Genomic DNA, 24,888 nt, shown 5'->3' on the forward strand with positions numbered 1-24,888 from the left:
TGGAGCTGATGATCCGATTTGAACGGACGACCTGCTCATTACGAGTGAGCTGCTCTACCAACTGAGCTACATCAGCGAAAAATTTACGGGTCGGAGAAACCCGGCGGCGGATTTTAGCCCGCGGGGTTCTTTTCGGCATCCTCGGCTGCAAATGTTTGTCTCGCTGGCCGAATTTCCGGATGGCGGCCGGTCGAATCATGGGATTTTCCAGGTTTCTGCGCCCGGTAGACTTTTCGCTTGTCCGCTCCCCTGGAGGTTATACTGACGGAGCAGCCAAGGGAGCCTTCTCGATGCCCGTATTACCGATGATCGATCTGTTGATTCTGACTGGTTGGACCTGCCTCGCGCTGGGCGGGGTCCTCAAGGCGATTGCGATCACCACCTCGTATCGGCCGGCGATCTTTTTTCTCGGGCCGTTCGAGTTTCTGATTATTGCGGGGATCTTGTTGCTCTTCGCGCTGACGCTCGCCGCGCGCACCTGGGTCAAGGCATACGAACCCGAACTACTGGCGAAGCAGCGCCGGGTTTCAGCGCTGCACTCCGTGACTAGAGCGACTGCGGGCTTTGACCCGGCAGGCGGACTGCATCCGGCGCAGCCACCCAGGAACCCCGAATTTCCGGCCAGGGACGTGTCTGGAAGCTGAGCGGCCGGCTATCGCTCCGAACTGGAATCAGTTCGAGGGCCGAAAGCACGATCTCTCGGTAGAGATACGCGCCGCTGCTTGTGGCGCTGCGCATGAAGTCGATGGCATGTCTCACGGACTGGTACTCCCGTTCTCGGATTTTTTCACTTGTGGTGCTCATTTGGAAGTGGGCGCGAGGGCGTCCGAGGTTGCAAGAAATTTGATCGCGACTGAGATTGTTCGAATCTTTCCCGCAGCGGGCCGCGTGATACAGTCCCGCTGTGCCCCAAAAACCGAACAACCCGAGGGTTGACCGCAAGATCTGGCTCAACGGCGAGTTTGTCGATTGGGCCGCGGCGACGCTCCACGTGCTCTCCCACGCGGTGCAGCGCGGCTCGCTGGTCTTCGATTATTTGAGTGTGCACCAGAATCCCCAGGGGGCGGCCCTGTTTCGGCTGCCCGAGCATCTCGAACGGTTCCGCCGCTCCTGCGAGTTGATTGGTCTTCGCCTCGATTACGCCGACGCGGAGCTCGATCTCGCGGTCAGGCAGACGGTCCGTATCAACCCCGGGGCTCGGGCTGTAAAGATCAACGCGTTCATCGCCTCGATCGAAATCGATGTCGTCCCGGTTGACGATCAAGTCCAGGTCGCAATTGCGGCCTACGATCCCACGTCCGACGTGCTGGCCCACAAGGCCAATCCCGTCCCACCGCGCAGCGCGACCTGCCGTCTGTGGATCGAAAAGCAGATCCACAACCGACGCGCGGACATCGTCTCTCCCCAGGCCAAAGTGGCGGCAAACTACGTTTCCACAATGGCGGCCAAGGCCCGGGCCCGGGCCGCCGGCCACGACGAAATCCTGTTGATCGACGAGTACGGGCAGGTTGCGGAAACTCCAACCGCCAATGTCTTCATGGTAGATCGCGACGGCGTGCTCCTGACCCCGCCCGTCAACCGGGTCCTGCTCGGGGTGACGCGTTTGACCATTCTTGAATTGGCTCGCGCGAGTGGGCTCGAGGTTCGCGAGGCGCCGATCACGCCAGAAGAACTGCTCGAGGCCGGAGAGGTTTTCTTGACGGGAACGACAGCAGGGGTGTGGCCGGTCGTTGCGGTGGACGGCAAGACCATTGGAGCGGCGGAGGTCGGCCCGGTCGCGAAGATGCTGCAAGAACGCTTCGAACGAGTGGTCAGCGGTCGCGATCCAGAGTTTGCTCACTGGCTTCAGGTCGTTTAACTCTCTATTGATTGATCAGTTTCCGCTTCGGCGGTTTTTCGAGGTTCGAGTCGATGCGCGTATTGGCCGGGATCAAACCCACTAGCGATTCTCTGCACCTGGGCAACTACTTCGGTGCCTTGCGCCAGTTCGTCGAGCTTCAGGACGCGCACAGCGAGACGATGTACTTCATCGCCGACTACCATTCGATGACCACGATGCGCGATGGCAAGCAACGCCGTCGGAACACCTTCGATGTGGCGCTCGACTATCTCGCAGCCGGAATCGATCCCAACCGCGCCATCTTCTTTGTGCAGAGCGATATTCCCGAAGTCACGGAGCTGACCTGGATTCTCTCGACGGTCACGACGATGGGCCTGCTCGAACGCGCCCATGCGTACAAGGATGCGATCGCCAAGGGGGATACGACGAATCACGGTTTGTTTACCTACCCGGTTTTGATGGCTGCAGACATCTTGCTCTACCATTCCGATCTCGTGCCAGTGGGTCAGGACCAGAAGCAGCATCTCGAGATGACACGAGACATGGCGCTGAGCTTCAACCACAACTACGGGGAAGAGGTCCTCAAACTCCCCGAGGCCTACGTCCTCGACTCTACGGCGGTGGTTCCCGGCACCGATGGGCGCAAGATGAGCAAGAGTTACGACAACACGATTCCGATGCTTGCGACGCCCAAGAAGACCAAGAAAGCGGTGATGGGGATCGTCACCGACTCGACTCCGATGGAAGATTCGAAAGAGCCGACCGGAGCGCTGTTCGAAATCTACGCGTTGTTTGCCAACGAGGCGGAACGCGAGGATCTTGCGAAACGCACGCGCGCCGGGGGCCTGGGCTACGGCCACATCAAACTCGAACTGCTCGAACGCGTGCTCGAGTACTTCGAACCCATGCGAGAGCGTCGCGCCGAGTTTGAAAAGCGACCCGATGATGTGATCGACATCCTCGCCGCCGGTGCGGTAAAGGCTCGCAGCATTGCGGCACCCGTGCTGGAGAGTTGCCGGCGAGTTGCAGGGCTGGGAAGCACGGGCTGAGCCTGGGTCGTGTCCGCCTCAGTCGGATGCAGTTGGACCCGCCAAACCATTTGACACGCGTTTGTTTTGCGTGTCCGCGCCCACCGGCGCCGTTCAACCAGGCGGGACTGGTTCCGATCTGGGGCTCAACCCACACGCAGTAGCATCCGAATAGCAGAGACGAAATCTAGGCCGCGAGGCTGTTTGGAGACTCTGTTGATGCGCTTGTCTGTCTGTTCGCTTTCGATTTCTAGTTCTTGGCTTGCGATGGGATTGCTCGCCCTGTCGTTGTCGTCGATGTTGTCGTTGTCGGCGTGCAATCGGATCGATTACTCACCGGATCGTCGTCATTCTTCGCTGCCCGAGGGTGTGGTCGCACCCGGCGTGCTCGAACTCGCCATCAGCGGCAATCGCGAAGCGCAACACAAGGTCGCGACGCTGTGGATGACCGCCGACCCGGGCAAGCGCGACTACAGTGCCGCTGTCGCATGGTTCACCCGGGCGGCTGAAGCCGGCCACGTTCGCTCGCAGAGTGATCTGGGTCGTCTGTTGGTCAACGGCGTCGGGCTCAGTAGCCCGGACTTCGCGGCGGGACGTCGCTGGCTCGAACTCGCGATCGAAGGGGGAGACGCCACCGCGTATCACCACCTGGGAATGGTCTACCAGCGAGGGCAGGGCGTCGCGGTCGATGCTCGTCGCGCTGTTGCGATGTTTCAAAAAGCCGCAGATCTCGGGCTACTCAATGCGCAGAACGCCCTGGCTCGCGCGTACGAAACCGGCACCGGTGTTGAGGCAGACATGCAGCAGGCGCTGCGCTGGTATCTAAGCGCTGCGGAACAGGGTTTTTCGGTCGCCCAATACACGCTTGGAGACATCTACCAAAATGGCAAGGGTGTCGAACTCGATGCGGCGGAAGCGTTGACGTGGTTTCGGCTGGCCGCTGAACAGGGTTATCCACCGGCGCAGGCGCAACTCGGTTACATGTATGCGGCCGGTGCAGGAGTGCCGGTTCGCTACGAAGAAGCAGCGCGTTGGTCCCGTTCGGCCGCCGAGCAACAAGATCCCGATGGCTGCAACAATCTCGCGGTTCTCTATCTCAAGGGGTTCGGTGTCAGGCAGGACTATGCCGAGGCTCTCCATTGGTACGGCGAGGCTGCCAAGCGCAATCACGCCGGGGCGCAGAACATGCTCGGGTCGGTTTACCTCACCGGACAAGGGGCTGCAAGAGATCTCGCCGAGGCGGAGCGCTGGTGGAGCGCCGCGGCTGCGCAGAACTACGCACCGGCCCAGTACAACCTGGGTGGGATGTACTCGAGGGGGCTGAGCGCGAACCTGACGCGAGAAGAAGCGGAGAAATGGCTAGCCATGGCGGCGGCCCAGGGACACCAACGAGCGGAACTCGAACTCACGCAACTGCGCCTAGAGCCCGTGACCGAAATTCGCTAATCCGGCCGGTTGGCAATTCGCTGTAGTCGCTTTCCGACGTCCCCAGCGCTCGCGCATCGCTGCTGTGGATCCTTTTCCATCATGTGAAGGATCAGTTCAGCCATATCATCGCCAATTCCTTCTGCCCGGTCTCGTGGATCCGTGACCTCGGTGTGGCGGTGGTGGTATGCGACGTCACCTTCGGAGAACGGTACGCCCCCCGTCACGAGTTCGTAGAGCGTGACGCCGAACGAATAGATATCCGCGCGTTGATCCACCTCGCCACCCATCGCTTGTTCGGGAGACATGTAGTAGGGCGTGCCTCCGAGTACGGTGGTGCCCCGGCGAACCTCTTCCATCATTTTGGCCAGGCCAAAGTCCATGATCTTTACGACCTTGTCCGTCGTGAAGAAGAGATTGGCGGTCTTGATGTCGCGATGCACGATGCCGTGGCTGTGGGCGTAGTGGAGTCCGTCGGCAACCTGGATGCCCAGGCGGGCTGCATCGCGCTCTGCAATGCGCCCGCGCTTGTTGCGAATCACATTCAGTGGATAGCCCTGAAGTAGCTCCATGGTGATGAAGAAGTTGGAGTCTTCCTGGTCGGTGTCAAAGATCGTGACGATGTTGCGGTGGTTGAGTCGTGCACAGGCCTGAGCCTCACGCAGGAACAGCTGTATCGCCTTCGGATGTTCGCGCAGGTTTTCCGGCAACTGTTTGAGTGCCACTTCTCGATTGAGACGCAGATCCATGGCCTTGTAGACCACGCCCATCCCGCCTCGCCCCAACTCCTCGATGATCTTGTAACGCTTCTCAGACAGAAACGCGGTGGGGGTTGCGGCGCTGAGATTGCTTCGACCGCCCTTGGCAGGCGAATGGTTCTGCGCCGTGATTTTTTTGCGCAGTCCCTCGATGCGTGTCGCGATATTCGAATAAGTCGGTTCACTGTCGCGCAAGGATTCGAGCACATCGAGAGCACGAGTGAAGTCGCCGGAGGTCTCGAGCAGCGCGGCCAGTCGCGAATGCAGATCCGGCGAACTGTCATCCGCAGAGATTCGCTGTTCGATTTTCTGAACGGCCAGGTCCGCATGTCCCTCGTGCTCGAAGGCATCGGCGAGCAACTCACAGGCGTCTATGTATTGCGTGGAGTCGATTGGAATGAGTTGAAGGAGTCGAATTGCGCGCGCACGGTCCGAACGTCCCAGGGCGATTTCCGCGGCCTCGAAATAGTCGCCGTTTTTCTCGAGGGCACCGAGCCATCGCCCGACGTTGTCCGATTCGCGAAAACATCCGGCGGCTTCCCTGAAGTTTTCGATCGATTCGAAGGCTTCCCCCGCCTTCAACCACTCGCCGGCAGACCGGTACATCTCCGCTGCGCGGTCTCCCTTGCCGGCTTCTGCAAACAACAGGGCGGCGCCTGCGTAGTCCTCCAGCGTGGCGAGCAGTTCGGCCGCTTCGAGGGGCTGGCCCGCGGCCTTGAAGTATTCGGCGGCACGCTCGGCCTGGCCCTGATCTCGGTGAAGCCGCGCGAGCAGGATGTTGGCGATCCGCGTGTGTCCATCTCGGGACAGGGCTCGCGCTGCGGCGTTGTGATCCCCGTGCAAATAGGGTTTGACCGCCGGAGGGCAACCTTTGAAGATGATGCCCTCGGAGCCAGCCAGATCGATCATGACCGTGGTGGGCGAGAAGGATTGCACTTCGATCTCGCGTTCCGCAACGCGGTCGCCACTTCCGACCATGATCGTATGACTTCCTTTGCACAGTCGCAGTCGCGCGGCACCGTTTCGTGTATAGCGAAGAGAGTTCGGGAATCCGCGCGCCGAAACCCCCGCGTCTTCGGTCGGTTGTTTGTCCCAGAGCACGTGGACGTCGACGGGGCATTCGCGAGGCTTCAGGTCAAATTGGAGGCGCACGGTCTCGCCCTTGCGAATCTCGATCCCCTGTTCGTCAAAGGGCCTCATCAAGACTTCGTTGCTGTCGGCGTCCATCAGCGCCCCGTCGACCGCGATGTAATAGATCCTGGGGATCAGCCGTTGGAATTGAGTTTCCCTTCCAACGTTCTGATGCACACTGCGGCTCGAACTGCTTTCGCGTCCGCTCGCTCCGCGGACCTCACCCGACTTGGTTCGCTTGTATTGTCCGGGACTCTCGGAAATGGCCACGGTGAACGATCCCCGCAGCTCCTGGGGGAACTCGATCGCAATCACCAGGTCTCCGTGTCCCCGAAAACGCCTCAGCACCCCGATCGTGAGCGCGAGGCATGCGATCAATACGAACCCCGCGTCGCGACCCTGCTGATCGATGGCGAACTCTCCGACTTGGCGCAGAGGACGCTTGAGCTCCTCGGGGAGCAGTTGATAGCCGCGGTCGAGCGCATGATCGACTTGTGCCCGAATCACCTGGGCACGAGTCTCCGGCCAGAGAGGTCGCGCCGCCCGGGAGACCGCTCTGAACTCATCGCTGCTCTCGTGCTCCAGTCGCCTCAGAAGTTCTTTGATCCGCCGCTGATTCGGTGTGAGTTTCAGCGCCGCATTCAAGATCAGTCGCGCATCATCGAGTTGTCGCGTGAGGAGATAGAGCTCGCCCAGTTCCTGCAGGGCGAGCGATTGATCTGCTTTGCCGTCGCGATCCTGTGAGAGACCCCGTTGATACGCCGCGAGGAACGCGGCTTCTGCGCCCTCGAAATCGCCTGTGCGAAGACGGGCGCGACCCAGGCGCTGCCAGTTGTTCGCGGTTTCGTCTCCCAGCCCGACACAGATTTCAAACGCCTTGCGCGATCCCTCGTAGTCTTCAATGGCTTCGAGGGCGATCCCGCGGAGTCGTTGCGCTCGGACCCTGAGGACGGGTGGAAGGATCGACTGGTGCGAGGTCGAGACGATGGCGGGTCGATGCGCCGAAATTCGCGACTGGCGCAGCGATGCGTCGTTCAGAACATTGGGTAGATTCGAAGACTCCGCCGGTGGATCTTCCAGATCGGCAGTCTCGATCTCGGTGGACCCGTCGTCGAGGGTTGGCAGCAGTTGTGAGATCTGTTCCTCGTCAACTTGCGGTTCGGCAATCGCAGCGTTCGACGCCTCCGGCTCCGCCGCGATCGAGTGCGAAACTTCGGTCGTTTCTACAGCGGGCATTGCGGCGAGCGGCACTTCGGCGAGAACACTCGAAGCGAGTGTAGAAACGGCAGTGGCGATCACGAATGCGCCAATTTGGAGAGAGGTCGATAGCTGCATGGGTGCTCCGAATACATCGGCCTCATGCCCGCGGTGATTGAGGTCACAAATGGCCTCTTTGGCCGCCAAACCTGTGACTTCGCGCGGGTTGCCGGCAACACTTGCGCGACGCCGATTCTCTGGGGGAGCCGCGAACCGTCGTCTAGATCCCGAAACGCCACAGAGCTGCGCCAGAACCGGGGCAATGGGTTGCGAGTTCCGCTACCGATGTAGTTGCGCACGGACTGCTAAAGCAGTCGGGGTCCAGTGGTTGGGATACGGAGATCGGGGTGGGTGCTGCGACCGACGATCAATCGTTCGCGTCGCGGCCGCGACGCAAAACCAGATAGCGATTGAGGTCGCCCGTTTTGCCGTCAGCGGAAAATTCATCCACCCATTCAGCGGACTTCAGCGTCGACAGCTCCCGCAACTCGTCCGGAGGGGCAAAATGGCAATAGCGGGGCAGGGAGGATTCGCCCCAGCGAAGCAGGTGGTCGCCGACTTCCAACTCGCGCTCGTCGATCGGGTCCCGGGCCCGAGCGTTGTACTCCTCCCAGGGAATGATCCGGGCGCGAAACCGTTCGAACGCCCCAAATTGCCAGGCGGTGACGATCAGTAATCCGCCCGGGCGCAACCGAGCGACCAACCGCTGCATCAATTCTCGCCGAGATCCTTCGCTCGGGACGTGGTGGAGGACTCCAAACAGCGCAATGAGGTCGAACCGGAGCCCCTCGGGTGCGAGTCGTACGGCCGGATCGAGAATTTCGAGATCTTCGAACTTCACATGGGGGAGCGAGGCGTGACACGCGAGAGCGTGTGAGAGCAGGGCGGGGGACGAATCGAGGCCGAGATAGTGATACGCAGACCCGAGGTCTTTTTCGAGAAAAGAGACGAGGCGACCGTTGCCACAGCCCACGTCCAACACTGAGATCGGGTGATCGTCCGGGGGTTTGAGATGCGAGAGTGCGCGCGACCAACCGGGCCAGGAATATTGTCTCGACTCGCTGAACTCTTCGGCAAGCCCCGCATAGAAGAGGCGGTTGAGATCGATCAGGGATTGCCGGGTTTTGGCGTTCATGGTCGCTGCCATACTATACGGAAATGACGCGAGGCACTTCGACGGCGATCCGTAGGAAACCAAGCAAGTGGAACGGGGCCGATTTCGATCCGGTGCCCCATCGCCGCGAGTTGGTTGCGATCGTTCGCGAGATCGAGGCCTTGCCCGAGGTCGACACGAGAGCACTCGACGCGGTGTTGCGTCGGTATCCGCGGGGAGGCAAGGGTTTCTTCTCTCGGGCCGAGATCATCGCCGGATACCGGGCGTTCGCCGACTCCGAAGGTTTTGGCCTGAGCGATATCGAATTCGTGTCCCGGGTTCGCCGCAGGCCCGTGCGAAGTCAAAGTGGCGTTACTCCACTCACCGTTCTGACCAAGCCGTTCCCTTGTCCCGGAAAATGTATCTATTGCCCAAACGATCTACGCATGCCCAAAAGCTATCTTTCGGACGAGCCCGGGGCGCAGCGAGCCGCGAACAATCGCTTCGATCCCTATCTTCAGACCTGGAATCGCCTGGCCGCGTTTCGAGCAACGGGGCATTCCACGGACAAGATTGAGCTCATCGTGTTGGGCGGGACCTGGTCGTTTTATCCCGAGGCCTATCAGATCTGGTTTGCCAAGCGCTGTCTGGACGCGATGAACGACTTTGGTCTCGAGATCGATGGTCGTGAATGGGCCGAGGTTCACGCCGCAAACTTCGACGGGTTCGACGACGCAGCCCATTCAGGGCTTCGCAGCGGGCCGATCTACAACAAGGTCGTCGGTTCATTTTTGCGCGAACAAGGGCGGGAAGGCGAGGTCGAGGTCGAATCTGCCGACTGGGAGGCATTGCGCGAAAGCCAGCAGCGCAACGAAGACACGGTTTGTCGCAACGTGGGGTTTTCGATCGAAACCCGACCCGACTACGTGACCGAAGCCGAAGTGCTGCGGATACGCCGGCTGGGCTGCACGAAAGTACAGCTGGGCATCCAGAGCCTTTCGGATTCGGTGCTCGATCTGATCAAGCGCGGTCACAGCGTCGAGGATACCCGTCGCGCCATTGGGCTCTTGCGCCGAGCGGGCTTCAAGATTCACGCTCATTGGATGCCGAACCTGCTGGGATCGACTCCCGAAGCCGATTGCGAGGACTACCGACGGCTCTTCGATGATCCCGACTTTCGTCCCGACGAACTCAAGATCTACCCCTGCAGTCTGATCGAGACGGCCGAGTTGATGAGCTCGTATCGTGACGGCAGTTGGCGCCCTTACGAACACGATGAACTCCTGGATGTACTCACGCGATCCCTCGCAAGTACGCCGCGCTACTGCCGCTTGACCCGGGTGATCCGCGATATCTCGTCCGACGACATCGTAGTCGGGAACAAGCTGACCAACTTTCGCGAACTTGCGGAGAAGGCACTGGCGGCCGAGGGAAAACAGTCGCAAGAAATCCGCACCCGTGAGATTCGCGGGCAGAGATTTGATCCCGAGACCCTTGAAATGCGGGCTACTGACTACGCGAGCGGAACCGGGGCAGAGGTGTTTTTCGAATTCGTGACGCCGGAGGATCGGATCATTGGATTCTTGCGCCTCGCACTGCCCGAATCGGCTTCGTTCTGTCGGGAAATCGAGAGCAGCGCCTTGATTCGCGAGGTGCACGTCTACGGGGGTGCGCTCGATCTCGGTACCCGCAATCGCGACAAGCCGCAGCATCGCGGCTTTGGCGCCCGGTTGATCCGGGAGGCGAGCAACCGGGCGCAAGCGCATGGTTACTCAGACCTGGCGGTCATCTCGGCGGTCGGAACGCGAGGTTACTACCGCCGCCTTGGATTCAAAGACGGCGCCCTGTATCAGCATTTGCAGCTCTAGGCGCCTGCGCGATTCATAAAGGGCGCCCCCCGGCGACTCAGATCTTTGAAAACTCGAGGGCGTCAGCTGTGGCAGATTCCGGGTCTCGCACGTCGACCGAGATTTTCGAGCCCTCGGGAAACTCGCCTGCGAGAATCTGCACGGCCAGGGGATCCTGGATGAGTCGCTGAATCACCCGTTTGAGCGGTCGCGCGCCGTAATGAGGGTCGTAGCCCCGTTCGGCGATGAGGTCTTGCGCTGCGCTACTCACCTCGAGATCGATCCGCTTGGCAGCCAACAGTTCCTTGACCCGGCCGAGCTGGATCTGTGCGATCGCTCCGATTTGTTCCTTCTGGAGCTGTCGATAGACGACCACGTCGTCGACGCGATTCAGAAACTCCGGCTTGAAATGGGCGCGTAGCGCGCGATTGACGCGCTCTTCGAGTTCGTTTTGCTGATCCGAAGCGAGTTCGACAATGTGTTCGCTTCCGATGTTGGAGGTCATGATCAGGATCACATTGCGAAAATCTACGGTCCGTCCCTGTCCATCAGTGAGGCGGCCGTCGTCGAGAATCTGCAACAGCACGTTGAATACGTCTGGATGCGCCTTTTCGATCTCGTCGAAGAGAACCACGCTGTAGGGGTGGCGTCGCACGGCTTCGGTGAGATAGCCGCCCTCGTCGTAGCCGACGTATCCCGGCGGTGCTCCGATCAAGCGTGCGACCGAATGCTTCTCCATGAATTCACTCATGTCGATGCGCACCATGGCGCGATCGTCGTCGAACAAGAACTCGGCGAGAGCCCGGGCCGTCTCGGTTTTGCCCACACCCGTGGGTCCGAGGAAGATGAACGAACCCACCGGACGGTTGGGGTCCTGCAATCCCGCACGTGCGCGCCGTACCGCGTTCGAGACCGCCACGAGAGCACTGTCCTGTCCGATCACCCGCTGATGCAGCATCTCTTCCATGTGCAGGAGCTTGTCTTGCTCGCCCTCCAGCATCTTGGCAACCGGAATGCCGGTCCACTTCGATACGATCTCCGCGATCTCTTCACTGGTGACTTCTTCGCAGAGCAGGGAGCCGTGGGCATGGAGTCCGTCGAGGGACTCCTGGCGCAAGGCGAGGTCGCGCTCGAGATCGACCAACTTCCCGTAGCGAAGCTCCCCGGCGCGCTCGTAGTCCCCTTCGCGCTGGGCGCGGTCGAGTTCGAGGTTGAGCTCGCCACGTCGCGTAATCAACTTCCGTACCGAAGCGATGACGTCTTTTTCATTCTGCCAGCGAGTTTGCAGGGTGTCGCATTTTTCCCGGAGATCCGCGATTTCCTTTTCGACGGTTTCGATGCGGGTGAGACTCGCTTCGTCCGACTCCCGCTTCAACGCTTCTCGCTCGATCGACAGCTGGATCTGTTTGCGTTCGAGGGTATCGAGTTCTTCGGGCTTCGAGTCGATCTGCACGCGGACTCGGCTGGCCGCTTCGTCCATCAGGTCGATTGCTTTGTCGGGTAGAAAGCGGTCCGCGATGTAGCGGTGTGAAAGCGTCGCGGCGGCGACCAACGCGGCATCGTGGATTCGCACGCCGTGGTGATCTTCGTAGCGCTCTTTCAGTCCGCGCAATATTGAAATCGTGTCTTCGACGTTGGGTTCTCCCACGAGGACGGGTTGGAAGCGCCGCTCCAGGGCCGCATCCTTTTCGATGTGCTTGCGGTACTCGTCGAGGGTCGTGGCTCCGATGCAGTGCAACTCGCCCCGGGCGAGGGCGGGTTTCAACAAGTTGGCCGCATCCGCCGCTCCCTCAGCTGCGCCCGCTCCCACGATCGTGTGGAGTTCGTCGATGAACAGGACGACGTTTCCGTCCGATTCGGCGATCTCTCGCAACACGGCCTTGAGGCGATCTTCAAATTCTCCTCGATACTTTGCACCGGCGATCAAGGCTCCGACGTCGAGGGCGATGACACGCTTGTCCTTCAGGGATTCGGGTACATCACCCTCGGCGATTCGCTGGGCGAGTCCCTCGGCGATCGCGGTCTTTCCGACTCCGGGCTCACCGATCAACACGGGATTGTTCTTTCGCCGACGCGAAAGAACCTGGATCACGCGGCGAATCTCGTCGTCGCGTCCCACCACCGGGTCGAGCTGGTTTTGTCGCGCCACGGCAGTGAGATCGCGACCAAATTTTTCGAGTGCCTGGTACTTCGATTCCGGATCCTGGTCCGTCACCCGCGCGCTCCCGCGGACCGTCTTCAAAGCTTTGAGAATGGTGCCGTGGGTGGCTCCAGCGTCGCGCAAGATTGCACCGACGGGATCCGTTTCCGTCTGGGCCAGGGAAAGCAAAATGTGCTCGGTCGAGACGTATTCGTCCTTGAAGTTGTCGGCCTCTAGAAAGGCTCCGTCGAGAATTTCCTGGGTCGCCCTGGCGAGTTGAGGCTGGACCCCGGTCTGGATGCGGGGGAGTTCTGCGAACCGTTCTTCGATCCGCTGCTGCAGCGTGGGAAGCACAACGCCGAGCTTTTGCAGAATTGGAATCGTGCTGCCTCCGCCCTGGCCGATCAGCTCGCCCAGCAGGTGTACGGGCTCGATCTGGCTGTGCTTCAGGTCTGACGCACGGCCCTGCGCACTCGCGAGTGCTTCTTGGGACTTGATGGTGAATTTGTCCATTTGCATGGACCCAACTCTGTTCACCCCGGCCGGGGCGTCAAGGAAGCATTCAACTTTTTTGCGTCGCGAACGGCTTCAGCCCTGAGGTTTCAGGGGGATAAAGAGTGTGGTTCGGTCTCGCCGCACGAGCAGAATCGCACCCTTTTCCGTGCTCTCGAGCAAGATGTCGAGGTCAGCGGTCGAGCCGACCGCCGCGCCCGCGATCTCGATGATGACGTCGCCGCGGAGCAAGCCGGCGTCGTCTGCCAGGCTCCCGGAAACCACGCGGGTGACGATCACACCGTGATCATCCTCGAGCCCGAGTTGCTCGGCGAGGTCGGGCGTAAGATCCTGGGCATCGAGGCCGAAGGTGTCGAGAGTGGTAGCGGGTTCGGGCTCGCTTTTTTCGGAATGCCGCCAGCGACCCAATACTTGCTCGGGCTCCTCCATCGCAGCGAGGGTGACGGTGATGATTTTCTTCACGCCGTCGCGAAGCACCTCGACCTCGACCTTTCGATCGACCGGTGTGCGCGCAACGATGTTCGGAAGCTGTCGATGATTTGCGACGGGGTTCCCATCGAATCTGACGATCACGTCACCATCTTCGATCCCGGCTTTCATCGCCGGAGTCGCGCTGAGCACTCGATTGACCAGGGCTCCGCCATTGGTTCCCAGCTCTTCTTTGAGTGGTTCGGTCAATTCGTGAATTTCGACGCCCAACCAACTTCTCGTGACGTGACCCTTGGCTCGGAGTTGCGGGAGAATTTGTTTGACCATGTTGATCGGAACCGCGAAGCCGATCGTGTTGGCGCGAGGGTTGATCGCAGAATTGATCCCGATCACCTCGCCCGCCAGGTTGATCAGAGGACCGCCGGAATTGCCCGGGTTGATCGCGGCGTCGGTCTGAATGAAATCGTCGTAGTTTCCCCGGGCGAGGTAGCGATGTTTTGCGCTCACGATCCCGGCCGTGACCGTGTGTTCGAGACTCATTGCGTTGCCGATGGCCACGACCCATTGCCCCGGGCGCACCAAATCGGAATCGCCGAGCGGGATGGTGGCGAGGGGTTCATCGGACTCGACCTTGATCAGGGCGATGTCGGTCTTTTTATCGACGCCAATGATCTCCGCCCGAAACTTCTTGCCGTCGAGCAGGATGACTTCGATTTCATCAGCACCGTCGATCACGTGGGCGTTGGTTACGACATAGCCGTTACTCGAAATGACGAAGCCGCTTCCTTCACCCCAGGAGCGGAAGTCCATGTCTCGGTCCGGAAACGCGAAGGGGAAATTGTGGAAGTCCCGAAATTGCGGCGGAATCATCGAGTTGAAGGGTTTCGAAACCGAAACCCGAATGTTGACGACCGCGGGGGATACCTTCTCGGCGAGATCGGCGAACGAATCCGGGACGCCTTTCGGCTTTATGAAGATCGGTTTTTCGATCTCTTTCCACAGCGACTCGCTCGATGGGCCTTCGTCCATTTTCGCAGAGCTGTCATCGGAGCTGCCGAATAGATCGAATGCATTGGCTCGGTCGCTACCGGCGCCGATCAGGGCGATGGCGGCAAACAGTGCGAGGTACATCGGCCAGTATTGCGTGGTTCGCGTTGCAGTCATATCTCGCTGTTCCTTCCGGTCCGATCCATTAGTTTAGACGCGGATTGGGTGCTCAGCCGCCTCGACTCTTTCGAAGCGCGGTGAAATTTTCGTAGCTCGGCAATGAGAAGTGTCGCACGTGACGGCCTCGGCGAAGCAAGAGCATTACCCGGTTTTGCGCATGCATCGATATGTAGTCTCGGCGCAAATCGACCATGGCCCGCCGCAAATCGTCGATGTCACGCAGTCCCCGGCCGTTGATGCGCAGCAGGACATCACCGCCTCGAATGCCCATGAACGCAGCAGGAGAGTTGGCGTCGAGTTTGTTGATTTTGAAACCGTTCGAGATTTCCTGGGAGAGATTCATTCCCAAATACTGGAGCGCCATATTTCTGACGACGTGGTCGGGTAGATCCGTGCCCACCACATCAATTTTGTGGCTGGCCCCGTTCCGCCAAACCTCCAATTCGAGAGTCTGGCCGACCAACGATGAGTTCAGGGCTTCAAATAACGTGCGATCGCGACCCACGTTGTGTCCATCGATGCTGATCACGAGATCGCCGCGCAGCATGCCAGCGCTTTCCGCGGGGCTTCCCTTTTCGACATCGGTTACCAGCGTGCCCGAAACGCCTTCGGGCAGCTTCATTACGGTTCGCAGCGCGGGATCGAGAATCCGAAACTGGAGACCGATCCACGGGGGAGGGATCTCGCCGTGCTCGAGGAGTTCGGCGATGACCCGATTGGCCGTGTCGATCGGAATGGCCAGGCCAATTCCCTGGGCGCCTTTGTAGATGGCGGTATTGATCCCGATCAAAGTGCCTTCGGCGTTCAATAGAGGGCCCCCCGAGTTGCCGGGATTGATCGACGCATCGGTCTGCAAGAACCCGTAGTAGTAGTCGCCATCGATGACGACCGAGCGATTGATCGCCGACAGCACCCCCGTGGTCACGCTGTTGGAGAACAATCCGAAGGGGTTGCCAATGGCGATCAACGGCTCTCCGACCATGAGGTCGTTGGAAACCCCAGTCGGGATCCAGGGCAAGTCTTCGTCGGTTTCGATCTTGAGTACCGCGAGATCATTGTTTGGCGCGGCGCCGACCAGGCTGGCGGGAAATTCCCGGCCGTCGGCCAGGGTGACGCGAATGCGGTTCGAACCGGCGATCACATGTGCATTGGTGAGAACGTGTCGCTGCGGGTCAATGATGACTCCGGATCCGAGAATGCTTGCCTTCGAGTCTCGTCCGCGCGGTCGCAGAAAGTCGCGGTAGAAGTTGTTTCGGTTCCTCTCTCGGGACTGGAAGGACTCGGGCTTCGAGTCGGAGAGATCGGTGGTGATGTTGACGACCGCCGGCCCGACCCGTTCGACGACCTGAACCGCTGCGGTCCGACGCAGAAACGGATCGGCGGCCCGAGCGGGTGTCGAAGCCGCAAGGCTCTCCATGAGGCACAGCAGCGCAACCGCAAGCACGGGCGCGCCGTGTGCCAGCTGATTGCGGGTTCGTGCGATCCACGGAAAATCGATGAGATTCATCTTGCCCTTCATCGAAAGACCTCTTGTTTTCCGCCGGGTTTCCCGTGCGGATGCGAATGGGTTACAGGCTAGCTCGGCCACGAACTCGTCCCAAAGCGCAAATGGCTTCGTTCGCGCCAGTGGCTTTGCCCGCCTGGAGTCGCTCAGCTTAGACGCGGCTGAACCGTACTTTGTTCGATTGCGGATTCGCCTGATACGAAACCCTAGCCGTCTAGCGCCGCGCGCAGCGACGAGGAGGCGAGTCGTGGATCGTCACTCAGCAAGATCGACCCGGTGACAGCGATGCCGGTTGCTCCCGCCCGCACGAGTTCGGCGCAGTGCTGGGTTTGGATCCCTCCCTGGGCCAGCACTGCGATTCCGTGAGCGCGCGCTTCGCTCACGGCGGCAGTCCCGAGGGCTGGGCCACCCGCGGGTTTGGAGAGTGGAGGATAGATCGGGGCCAGCTGCACATAATTGGCGTCGGCATCGGCGGCGGTCTTCGCTTCGGCTGCGCTGTGAACGGAACATCCGATGATTGCGTTGGGGGGGAGCAGGGCGCGGGCCCGCTCGGGTGAGAGCGCGTCGAACCCAAGATGAACACCGTCGGCCGCAAGGGCGAGGGCGATGTCGATGCGCCGATTCACGAACAGGCGTACTTTTCGATTTCCCGCGCCGCGCCGGACCGCAGCTTCAATATCCCGTGCGAACTCGAGCAGCGGTGCTGACTCGAGACTTCGCTCGCGAATTTGAACCCAATCGACGCCCCCCGCGACGGCGGCTTCTACGGCTTCGAGGATCGGGACTGCGCCGCAGTTCCGATCGACGACGAGACAGAGAATCGGTCTTTGCGCTAGATCGGCGTCTGTCAAAACGGAGCCTTCAGCGTCTTCCTAAAAAGAAGCGATCTGATCGAGCGGACTCGAAGCCGAAGCGTAGAGTCGTCGAGGCATGCGGCCGGCTTCATAGGCGAGGCGCCCCGCTTCGACGCCCAACCGCATCGCTTTGGCCATCGCCAGTGGATCTTTGGCGTGAGCGATCGCGGTGTTCATCAATACGGCCGTGGCTCCGAGCTCCATTGCCAGTGCGGCGTCGCTCGCCGTCCCCACGCCCGCGTCCACGATCACCGGCACTTCGACCGTTTCCATGATGATGCGAAGATTTGTCGGGTTGCGGACCCCGAGTCCCGAGCCGATCGGCGCCGCCAGCGGCATCACGACCGGACACCCCATCGCCTCCAGGCGCTGACACGCAACTGGATCGTCGGTGATGTAGGGAAGCACGACGAAGCCATCGTCGATCAGAATCTTTGCGGCCTCGAGGGTTCCCGCTACGTCCGGGAACAAAGTGCGATCGTCTCCGATCACCTCGAGTTTGATCAATTTTGTGTCGAGAAGTTCGCGTCCGAGATGAGCGGTCGTCACCGCGTCTTCAACCGTATAACAACCGGCGGTATTGGGAAGAATCGTGTAGCGATCGGGTTTGATGAAGTCCAGCAGAAGGGGGCCGGCTTCGCGGTCGAAATTTACCCGGCGCAGGGCCACCGTGACCATCTCGGCACCGCTGGCTTCTACACAGGCGAGGTTCTGCTCGAACGACTCGTACTTGCCCGTGCCGATGATCAGGCGAGACGAAAACTTGTACTCACCAAACTGATAGCTGCTGGACATGATTCAGCCTCCTCCGACGGCTTCGAGGATCTCGATTCGATCGCCATCCGCGATCACAGAAGCGGCGTAGCGTGCCCGGGGCACGATGCCGCGATTGATTGCCACCGCGACGCGACGATCGCGAAGATCGAGCATCCCCAATAGTTGATCCAGGGTGCAGCCCTCCGGAACCTCGCGTGGGTCACCGTTGACGCTTATATGGGGGTCGGGATTCACGAACCCATCGTAGCGAGATGGGCGCTTGGGTGTGTAGTCGTTGGGGTGAAAATTGAGTGGTATTGGCGATTGGTTTGGGATTCGTGGTTTGCTGTTGATCGGGAGACGCCAGAATCGGCGAGAGGTGGGCTCCGGCTCATGGCTCGCAACCGTTTCAAAGTGCACGCTTGTGGTGACGATTTTGGAGTCATGTTGCCGAGCGACGGCGCGAGCCTGGTGGCTGCGCTTTACTTCGCCTGCGCCCACCTCTCGCCGATTCTGGCTTGAGCCGGTGCGGGCCGAAATGCGGATTTTGGGTGGTGGGACAGTCCAGCTTGGTGGGGTGTGGCATGGAGAAGGTGGGGACCAGCGAAGCGACGATTGATCTCGCGGCATTGCGGGACAACGCAGCACTTGTCGGCAGGCTCTCCCAGGGGCGCGAGCTGATCGGCGTCGTCAAGGCGGATGCGTATGGTCACGGCGTCGCATCGGTGGCGAGAATCTTGGTCGAGGAGGGATGTCGCCGGCTCGCGGTCGCTTCGGTCGACGAAGCCGCGGTCCTGCGCGACGCCGGTTTGGACGCCCCGGACATCCTGGTGCTTTCAGGACTGCACAGCCGCGCCGAAGCCGAAGAGGCCAGCGGACGGCGTCTGACGCCGGTTGTCTACGACGACGAAACCCTCAGCCTGGCGGTAGCAGCCGGTCGCTGCTCGGGTGCACCGATCGAGGTCGAGGTCGAGGTCGACACCGGGATGTCCAGGATGGGTGTCGCGGCGGAGTCGGCTGTCGATTTGCTGGTTCGGGTCGCGGGCACGGCGGAACTCAATCTTGCCGGCGTATTCACCCACTTCAGTCGGGCCGACGAAACTGATCTCGAACCCTGTTTCGAACAATTGGCGAGCTTCCGCCGGATTTTGGCATCGGCGAGGGAGCAGGGCGTCGAGCCCCGAATTGTTCACGCGTCCAACTCCGCCGGGCTGCTCGCGGGAAAGTCGCTCCTGGATGCGCTGCCAGAGGGTACCGCAGTGCGTCCCGGCCTGATGCTCTACGGCGTTTGCCCCGCTCCCCATTTTGACGACGCATCCTTGCGGGCGGTGATGTGTCTGCAAACCCAGGTGGTCCGGCTGCAGGATGTGGTTCCAGGCCAGCCCGTTGGCTATGGCGCGACCTTCCGGGTCGTGCAAAAAACCCGAATCGCGACGCTCCCGTTGGGTTACGCGGACGGTGTTCCGTGCGCGACTTCGGGCCATGGCTGGGTCTGGCTGGCGGGGAAACGACATCCGATCGTGGGCAGGGTGTCGATGGACTACATCACGATCGACGTCGGCGGCCGGGACGAGGGAGCGCGCGTCGGTCTCGGGGATCGCGCGGTCATTTTCGGGAATGCTGCAGTCGACGAAGCGGGCATTTCAGTCGAAGAGGCCGCCGCCTGGGCAGAAACGATTCCCTACGAACTGCTGGTTCGGGTGGGCCAGCGGGTGCCGCGTCGAGAAGTAGACCCCGCGGTGTCCGATTGATTGACTTGGACTCGGCACACCGTTAAAACTGCTTCGCGCAGTCGTTCGGCGCAGAAGGAGTTTTCGTGAACGTACTCGTCATTGGCTCAGGCGGTCGTGAGCACGCGTTGGCGTGGAAAATTGCGCAAAGCGAAAGCGTGACTCGCGTGTTGGTCGCTCCGGGCAACTCCGGCATGGCCGGTTGTGCGACCTGCTTTCCGGAGGTGAGCGCGGCCGATACCGACGCAATCACCGCACTTTGCACGCGAGAATCCGTGGGGCTCGTCGTGATCGGTCCCGAGGATCCCCTGGCCGACGGACTGGCGGATCGTCTGCGCGACGCGGGCTTTGCGGTCTTCGGACCCTCGGCACAGGCTGCGCAACTCGAGGGCAGCAAGGCCTTTGCCAAGGACTTCATGCTGCGGCACGGAATTCCCACGGCCGGCTACCAGACCTTTGAAACCCTCGAACCCGCAATCGCCTATGTGCGCGAGCGCGGGGGCGCCTGTGTGGTCAAGGCGGATGGACTCGCCGCGGGCAAGGGCGTTGCCATGTGCGCGAACCCGGACGAAGCCGTTGCCGCCCTGCGCGAAATGATGGTGGATCTGCGCTTTGGCGCCGCGGGATCGCGCGTCGTTATCGAAGACTGGCTCGAGGGAGAAGAGGCGTCCTACTACGCCATCACCGACGGCGAGCGGATCGTCACCCTGGCGGCTGCGCAAGATCACAAGCGCGCACTCGACGGAGACCGCGGTGAGAACACCGGGGGGATGGGGGCCTACTCACCGGCGCCTGTCATGAGCAAGGAAGTGGAACGGCGCGCCTTCGAACAAGTCGCGCTGCCAGCCATTCGCGGAATGGCGGCGGATGGGATGCCGTATGTCGGCGTGCTTTACATCGGCTTGATGATCAACCCAGAGGGTCAGCCCTACGTCGTCGAGTTCAATGTGCGCTTCGGAGACCCCGAAACCCAACCCTTGATGGTCCGCATGCAGGGCGACCTCGTTCCCTTGCTGCTGGGCGCCGCCCGGGGCGAACTCGACGAACAGCGCAAGCTCGCTTGGCCTGGGGCGTCCGTTTGCGTAGTGCTCGCCTCCGAAGGCTACCCCCGCGAATATCCCAAGGGCATCGCGATTCACGGTCTGGCCGAGGATGGGAGTTTGCTCGGCGGCGACGAATCGGTGGTGATTTTTCACGCGGGCACCCGGCGTGCCTCGGATGGGGGATTCGAAACCAACGGCGGCCGCGTGCTCGGGGTGACGGCGCGCGGTGCATCAGTCCAGGAGGCTCGCGACCGGGCCTACAAGGCGGTTTCTGAGATCACCTTCGAAGGCGCTCAGCTGCGTCGAGATATCGCTTCTCGAGCCCTCAACCGCTGAGGGATCTGATGTCCGACGCTTCGGTATGCGTGCCCGAAAACCTGGTTGAAGCGCTCGATCACCTCGCAGCGGACGGCCTGGTGGCGTTTCCGACCGAAACCGTCTGGGGACTGGCTGCCCGGGCCAACTCCCAGCGCGCGGTCGACCGACTCCGATCCTTCAAGGACAGGGCGCTGGATCAACCCATTTCAGTGCTGATCGACGGGACTCCCGCTCTCAGCTCGCTCGGCTTTTCCCCGAATCCGCTGCTGCTGGCGCTTGCCGAGGCCTTCTGGCCGGGTCCGCTCACATTGGTCATCGAGGGACCGGCAGACGCCCAGCTGGCGCAAGGAATTGCGGGACCGACCGGGGCCGTCGGATTTCGCTGCAGCGATCATCCACTGGCAAAGTTGTTGGTTCGCGAAGCGCTCGGCCGGGGCCTCGGTCCACTGACCGCGACGAGCTTCAATCGCAGTGGAGAGAAACCGGTTGAAACTCAATCTCAGGCAATTCTCCTCGCGGATTCACACAATCCAGAACACGTGATTGCGCTCCGGGTCGGTCCCCACGACGCAACCGGTGGAGCGCCCAGTACGGTGTTGAATCTCACCGCGTCCGGTCCGAGGATTTTGCGCGAGGGTGCGATCGGAAAAGAAGCACTCGCGGAAGTTCTCGCTGGTTTTCACTGAACTTGATTGCGTCGAGGCAGTGACGCGGAGCGGCTCATCGTGGTAAACCCCATGCGACCGTCCCCGGGATCCCTGGAGGTGAACCGCGAATGACCGTGGCCCGACCCTTCTGCGGCGTGCGTTACAACACGGCGCAAGTAAAACTGTCGAACGTCTTGGTTCCGCCCTACGACGTCATCGAAGCCGACGAACGCGAGAGCTTCTTTGCGCGCGATCCCCACAACGCCATCCGCTTCGAACTGACCCGCGACCCAGCAGATGAAGCCGATACCGACTATGCCGAGGTCGGCACAACTTTGGCCAAGTGGCGTGCGTCCGGCGTTTTGATTCGGGACAGCGAACCCCGCTACTACGTCATGCGCCAACGCTTCACTGTCACCAGCGGTACTGTGCTCGAACGGATCGGTTTTTTTGCGGAACTGGGTCTGGAGAACTATACCGAGGGCATCGTCCGGCCCCACGAGCGAACGCTGGCTGGACCGAAGGCCGATCGACTCAAGCTGCTGCGCGCATCTCGTGCCAACCTTTCCTCGGTTTTCTTGTTGTACGAAGACCGAGAGCAAGCGCTCGCGCCAGTGCTGGCTCGTGCCCTCGAAACCGACACCGTGGCCGAGGCCGAAGACGATTCCGGTATCGAATACAAGTTTGCGCTGCTTGCGAACTCAGATGACATCGAATTCGTGCAGTCATTCATGGGCCGATTGCCGGTGGTGATCGCCGACGGACATCATCGCTATGAGACTGCCCTGGCGTACCGCGACGAGCGGCGCGCGACCGCCACCTCGCCCAACCCGACCGCCAACTACGAGTCGACCCTGGCCTACTTTGCCAACGCCTATTCCCCCGGCAGCCTGTTGCTGCCGATTCACCGGGTGGTGAAGAAGCACGCCTGCGCCGCACCCCCGAGCGAGGAGCAATGGCGCGCGGGGCTGCCGAGTTGGGAACACAAGTCTGTTGCGATGAGCGACGCCAAATCGATCGGCGAGTTGCTCGCACAGCATCTCACGCCGCTTGCGGGTAAGCCTGCATTTGCCGCCGACGACGGCCAGGGCAGCCTGCGCATCTTCTGGCGCGACGAAGAACTCGGCGATCGGCTGATGGTATGCGAGCTCGAATCGGATGTGCTGAAGTCTGTCTTTGGGCTCGATCTGGTCTCGATCCTCGACGGCGCGGTCGGCTTCCCAAGGAGTGCGGAGCGCGCGGCGGAAGAAGTTCGGGAAGGAGACGGGAGCGTTGCGCTCTATCTGAATCCACTCACACCGGCCGACGTCTTTCGCACCACGGGGCGCAGAGAAGTCATGCCGCAGAAGTCGACCTGCTTCTACCCGAAGGTGCCGACCGGGCTAGTGTTCCGCGATCATCGAAAATAGGGAACGCCCAGTGGATCCGGATGACAAAGAAGCCCGCAGAAAGCGCGAACCTCAGGCGGTTGCCGACGTGCTCGGTGGCGTGCTGGCCGCAATGCAGCTCGACCTGGCTGCCCCGGTCGCGGCGATCGGCGAAAACTGGGAGGCGATCGTGGGGCGTGAAGTCGCCGAACACTGCCGGCCCGTTGGGATCAAGGCCGGCGTGCTCCACGCGGATGTGGATTCGAGCGTCTGGTGCCAGCAGCTGCATTTGCGCTCGCCGGAGATTCTGTCTGCCCTGAAAGATTTTCTCGGTTCCACGGCTCCGACGGCTCTGCGCTTTCGAGTCGGTAACAGTTGGCGAGCCTCAGCGGATGCGGTTGGGGCCGGGCGAATCGAGTGAGAAGGCTGTGGGGCCTGGGCCAACGCCGGCAACGGGCTGCGAGGCCGACCGGCGGGTGGCCTCCGGGGCGTCCTCGGGAACGTCCTCAGGAGCCAGGAAGAACGCGTAATTCGGGCCGCAGTTGACCCCGGGGCGCGGTTTCTCTAGATTCGTCGACCGTTTACGCTGGAGACGTGAAAAACGGCGAGGGAAGCGTCCGAGTTCTGGCGGTTCTCGGGGCAGTTTCGCACTCCGGAAGGCTGAGATCTCAGGGCAGATTTCAGCTCAGCGAATTTTTACACATGCACGATCGAATGCATTGACGATCCGCTGCATCAATAGGAACTGAAAAAGGAACTGCGGACGATGGTGAAACTCCGTCTGGTACGACTCGGCAGCAACAAGCGACCCTTTTACCGGATCATCGCGATCGACGAGCGCAAAAAGCGAAGCGGGCGTCCCCTGGAGTTTCTCGGGACCTACGATCCCAATACCAAGGACGGCGAGGTCAAGGTGAAAACCGACGCCGTAGATGCGTGGCTCAAGAAGGGCGCTCAGATGAGCTCGACGGTGAAGTCTCTGGTGGCGCGTGCGCGCCGCGAGGGCGCGAGTCCTGCCGCCGGAGGTGCCTGATCGTGGAAGACGGTGGCAAGGCTGCAGCAGCGCTGGTTGAATTCATCGCCAAGGGCATCGTGAACGAACCCGACGACGTCAAGGTCGTGATTTGCGACGGCGGGAGTCTGCTCGAACTCGAGACGAACGCTTCGGATCGCGGTCGCGTGATCGGTCGCCAGGGCCGTATCGCCAAATCGATGCGCGCTATCCTGGGCTCGTCTAACACGGGGACCGACTGTCGCCTGGAGATCGTCGACTAATCCAGTCGACTCCCGTCGACGCTGGGCCAGTACCCCGGGGCGGAGCCAGATGCCTTCTGATCGTCGCGAAACCTCTTCTTCGTCGACAGCATCCACGCCGTCGACAGCGATGACAAATATGACGAACCCGTCGAGCGACCCGCCAATGAACGTCTCATCCAGAAACCTTGCCAACAATAACCTTGCCAACAACAACCTTGCTGACGAGCAGCCGTCCGAGCCTTTGACGGTCGAATTGGGCCGCATCGTCGGTGAACACGGTCTCAAGGGTCAGGTTCGCGTTCGCTTCTTTGGCGAGAGTTACGAACATCTCAAGAGCTGTACCCAGGTCTGGCTCGGCGAGCGGCGCGGCGACGTGAACGCCAAGCTGCACGAGGTTCAGTTTGTGGGTACGGGACGGGCAAACGAAGCGCGTCTCGGCCTGAAGGGCATTTCCGATCGAGATGCGGCGCAGGCGCTGCGCGGGCTCCTGGTACTGGGCAGCGAATCCGCCCTCGAACCGCTGGACGATGACGAGTTCTACTGGCACCAACTGGTTGGCTGCAAGGTTGAAACCGAAGACGGGCAGTCCGTGGGCACCGTTCGCGAGATCTGGGAAACCGGGGCTCACGACCTGTTGGTGGTGAGAGACGAGTCCGGACGACAGAACCTGATCCCGACGGCCCGAGAATTGACCCAGTTGATCGATCTGCCGGGGCGGCGAATCGTCGTGGCGGCGCTCCCGGGTTTGATCGATCTGGGAGACGGCCCCGAAACGGAAGCTTGA

General features: G+C 61.1%; 21 protein-coding genes and 1 tRNA gene. 13 read left to right on the plus strand and 9 right to left on the minus strand.

Annotated elements, in window-relative coordinates; all coding sequences use genetic code 11:
* Positions 1-76, minus strand: a tRNA-Thr gene (locus tag IH881_07790).
* 214 nt (positions 77-290) lie between these two features.
* Between IH881_07790 and IH881_07795 the strand changes: the two genes are divergently transcribed.
* The 4 genes from IH881_07795 (at position 291) to IH881_07810 (ending at position 4,314) form a co-directional block, all read left to right on the plus strand.
* A complete protein-coding gene (locus IH881_07795; protein ID MCH7867586.1) occupies positions 291-644 on the plus strand; it encodes a hypothetical protein in 354 nt (117 codons plus the stop codon).
* 260 nt (positions 645-904) lie between these two features.
* Positions 905-1,858 (plus strand): aminotransferase class IV, encoded by a 954-nt coding sequence (locus IH881_07800; protein MCH7867587.1) that lies wholly within the window; start codon positions 905-907, stop codon positions 1,856-1,858.
* A 53-nt stretch (positions 1,859-1,911) separates the two neighbouring features.
* Positions 1,912-2,889 (plus strand): tryptophan--tRNA ligase, encoded by a 978-nt coding sequence (gene trpS, locus IH881_07805; protein MCH7867588.1) that lies wholly within the window; start codon positions 1,912-1,914, stop codon positions 2,887-2,889.
* Between the two features lie 198 nt (positions 2,890-3,087).
* Entirely contained in the window at positions 3,088-4,314 is a 1,227-nt protein-coding gene (locus IH881_07810; GenBank protein MCH7867589.1) for an SEL1-like repeat protein, read from the plus strand.
* On the opposite strand, the gene IH881_07815 is transcribed toward IH881_07810, so the two are convergent.
* Together IH881_07815 and IH881_07820 are read right to left on the minus strand one after the other, a co-directional pair.
* The gene (locus IH881_07815) at positions 4,311-7,517 is read right to left on the minus strand and encodes a protein kinase (GenBank protein MCH7867590.1); all 3,207 of its coding nucleotides are present in this window, start codon (positions 7,515-7,517) and stop codon (positions 4,311-4,313) included. The genes IH881_07810 and IH881_07815 overlap by 4 nt on opposite strands.
* A 289-nt stretch (positions 7,518-7,806) precedes the next feature.
* On the minus strand, positions 7,807-8,574 hold the full coding sequence (locus tag IH881_07820) for a class I SAM-dependent methyltransferase (GenBank protein MCH7867591.1): 768 nt from the start codon (positions 8,572-8,574) through the stop codon (positions 7,807-7,809).
* 92 nt (positions 8,575-8,666) lie between these two features.
* Between IH881_07820 and IH881_07825 the strand changes: the two genes are divergently transcribed.
* Positions 8,667-10,400, plus strand: a complete 1,734-nt coding sequence (locus IH881_07825) for a tRNA uridine(34) 5-carboxymethylaminomethyl modification radical SAM/GNAT enzyme Elp3 (GenBank protein MCH7867592.1) — start codon at positions 8,667-8,669, stop codon at positions 10,398-10,400.
* Between the two features lie 37 nt (positions 10,401-10,437).
* On the opposite strand, the gene clpB is transcribed toward IH881_07825, so the two are convergent.
* The 6 genes from clpB to thiS all read right to left on the minus strand — a co-directional run bounded on the left by clpB (position 10,438) and on the right by thiS (position 18,372).
* The gene (gene clpB, locus IH881_07830) at positions 10,438-13,038 is read right to left on the minus strand and encodes an ATP-dependent chaperone ClpB (GenBank protein MCH7867593.1); all 2,601 of its coding nucleotides are present in this window, start codon (positions 13,036-13,038) and stop codon (positions 10,438-10,440) included.
* A gap of 69 nt (positions 13,039-13,107) precedes the next feature.
* A complete protein-coding gene (locus IH881_07835; protein MCH7867594.1) occupies positions 13,108-14,625 on the minus strand; it encodes a Do family serine endopeptidase in 1,518 nt (505 codons plus the stop codon).
* A 52-nt stretch (positions 14,626-14,677) separates the two neighbouring features.
* The gene (locus IH881_07840; protein MCH7867595.1) at positions 14,678-16,147 is read right to left on the minus strand and encodes a trypsin-like peptidase domain-containing protein; all 1,470 of its coding nucleotides are present in this window, start codon (positions 16,145-16,147) and stop codon (positions 14,678-14,680) included.
* 191 nt (positions 16,148-16,338) lie between these two features.
* Positions 16,339-16,983 (minus strand): thiamine phosphate synthase, encoded by a 645-nt coding sequence (locus IH881_07845; protein MCH7867596.1) that lies wholly within the window; start codon positions 16,981-16,983, stop codon positions 16,339-16,341.
* 21 nt (positions 16,984-17,004) lie between these two features.
* Positions 17,005-17,781, minus strand: a complete 777-nt coding sequence (locus IH881_07850) for a thiazole synthase (GenBank protein ID MCH7867597.1) — start codon at positions 17,779-17,781, stop codon at positions 17,005-17,007.
* Positions 17,782-17,784: 3 nt separating this feature from the next.
* Positions 17,785-18,372, minus strand: a complete 588-nt coding sequence (thiS, locus tag IH881_07855; GenBank protein ID MCH7867598.1) for a sulfur carrier protein ThiS — start codon at positions 18,370-18,372, stop codon at positions 17,785-17,787.
* On the opposite strand from thiS, the gene alr reads away from it, so the two are divergent.
* From alr to rimM, 8 genes are all read left to right on the plus strand, one after another.
* The gene (gene alr, locus IH881_07860; GenBank protein MCH7867599.1) at positions 18,336-19,493 is read left to right on the plus strand and encodes an alanine racemase; all 1,158 of its coding nucleotides are present in this window, start codon (positions 18,336-18,338) and stop codon (positions 19,491-19,493) included. The genes thiS and alr overlap by 37 nt on opposite strands.
* A 65-nt stretch (positions 19,494-19,558) precedes the next feature.
* The gene (purD, locus tag IH881_07865; GenBank protein ID MCH7867600.1) at positions 19,559-20,851 is read left to right on the plus strand and encodes a phosphoribosylamine--glycine ligase; all 1,293 of its coding nucleotides are present in this window, start codon (positions 19,559-19,561) and stop codon (positions 20,849-20,851) included.
* Between the two features lie 8 nt (positions 20,852-20,859).
* Positions 20,860-21,519 (plus strand): L-threonylcarbamoyladenylate synthase, encoded by a 660-nt coding sequence (locus IH881_07870; GenBank protein ID MCH7867601.1) that lies wholly within the window; start codon positions 20,860-20,862, stop codon positions 21,517-21,519.
* An 89-nt stretch (positions 21,520-21,608) separates the two neighbouring features.
* Entirely contained in the window at positions 21,609-22,889 is a 1,281-nt protein-coding gene (locus tag IH881_07875; GenBank protein ID MCH7867602.1) for a DUF1015 domain-containing protein, read from the plus strand.
* Positions 22,890-22,899: 10 nt separating this feature from the next.
* A complete protein-coding gene (locus IH881_07880) occupies positions 22,900-23,268 on the plus strand; it encodes a DUF721 domain-containing protein (GenBank protein ID MCH7867603.1) in 369 nt (122 codons plus the stop codon).
* A 345-nt stretch (positions 23,269-23,613) separates the two neighbouring features.
* Complete coding sequence (gene rpsP / locus IH881_07885) at positions 23,614-23,880, plus strand: 30S ribosomal protein S16 (protein MCH7867604.1); 267 nt, start codon at positions 23,614-23,616, stop codon at positions 23,878-23,880.
* A gap of 32 nt (positions 23,881-23,912) precedes the next feature.
* The gene (locus tag IH881_07890) at positions 23,913-24,122 is read left to right on the plus strand and encodes a KH domain-containing protein (GenBank protein MCH7867605.1); all 210 of its coding nucleotides are present in this window, start codon (positions 23,913-23,915) and stop codon (positions 24,120-24,122) included.
* Between the two features lie 145 nt (positions 24,123-24,267).
* A complete protein-coding gene (gene rimM, locus IH881_07895) occupies positions 24,268-24,888 on the plus strand; it encodes a 16S rRNA processing protein RimM (GenBank protein MCH7867606.1) in 621 nt (206 codons plus the stop codon).

This window comes from Myxococcales bacterium (genome assembly GCA_022563535.1).
GTDB lineage: Bacteria > Myxococcota_A > UBA9160 > UBA9160 > UBA4427 > DUBZ01.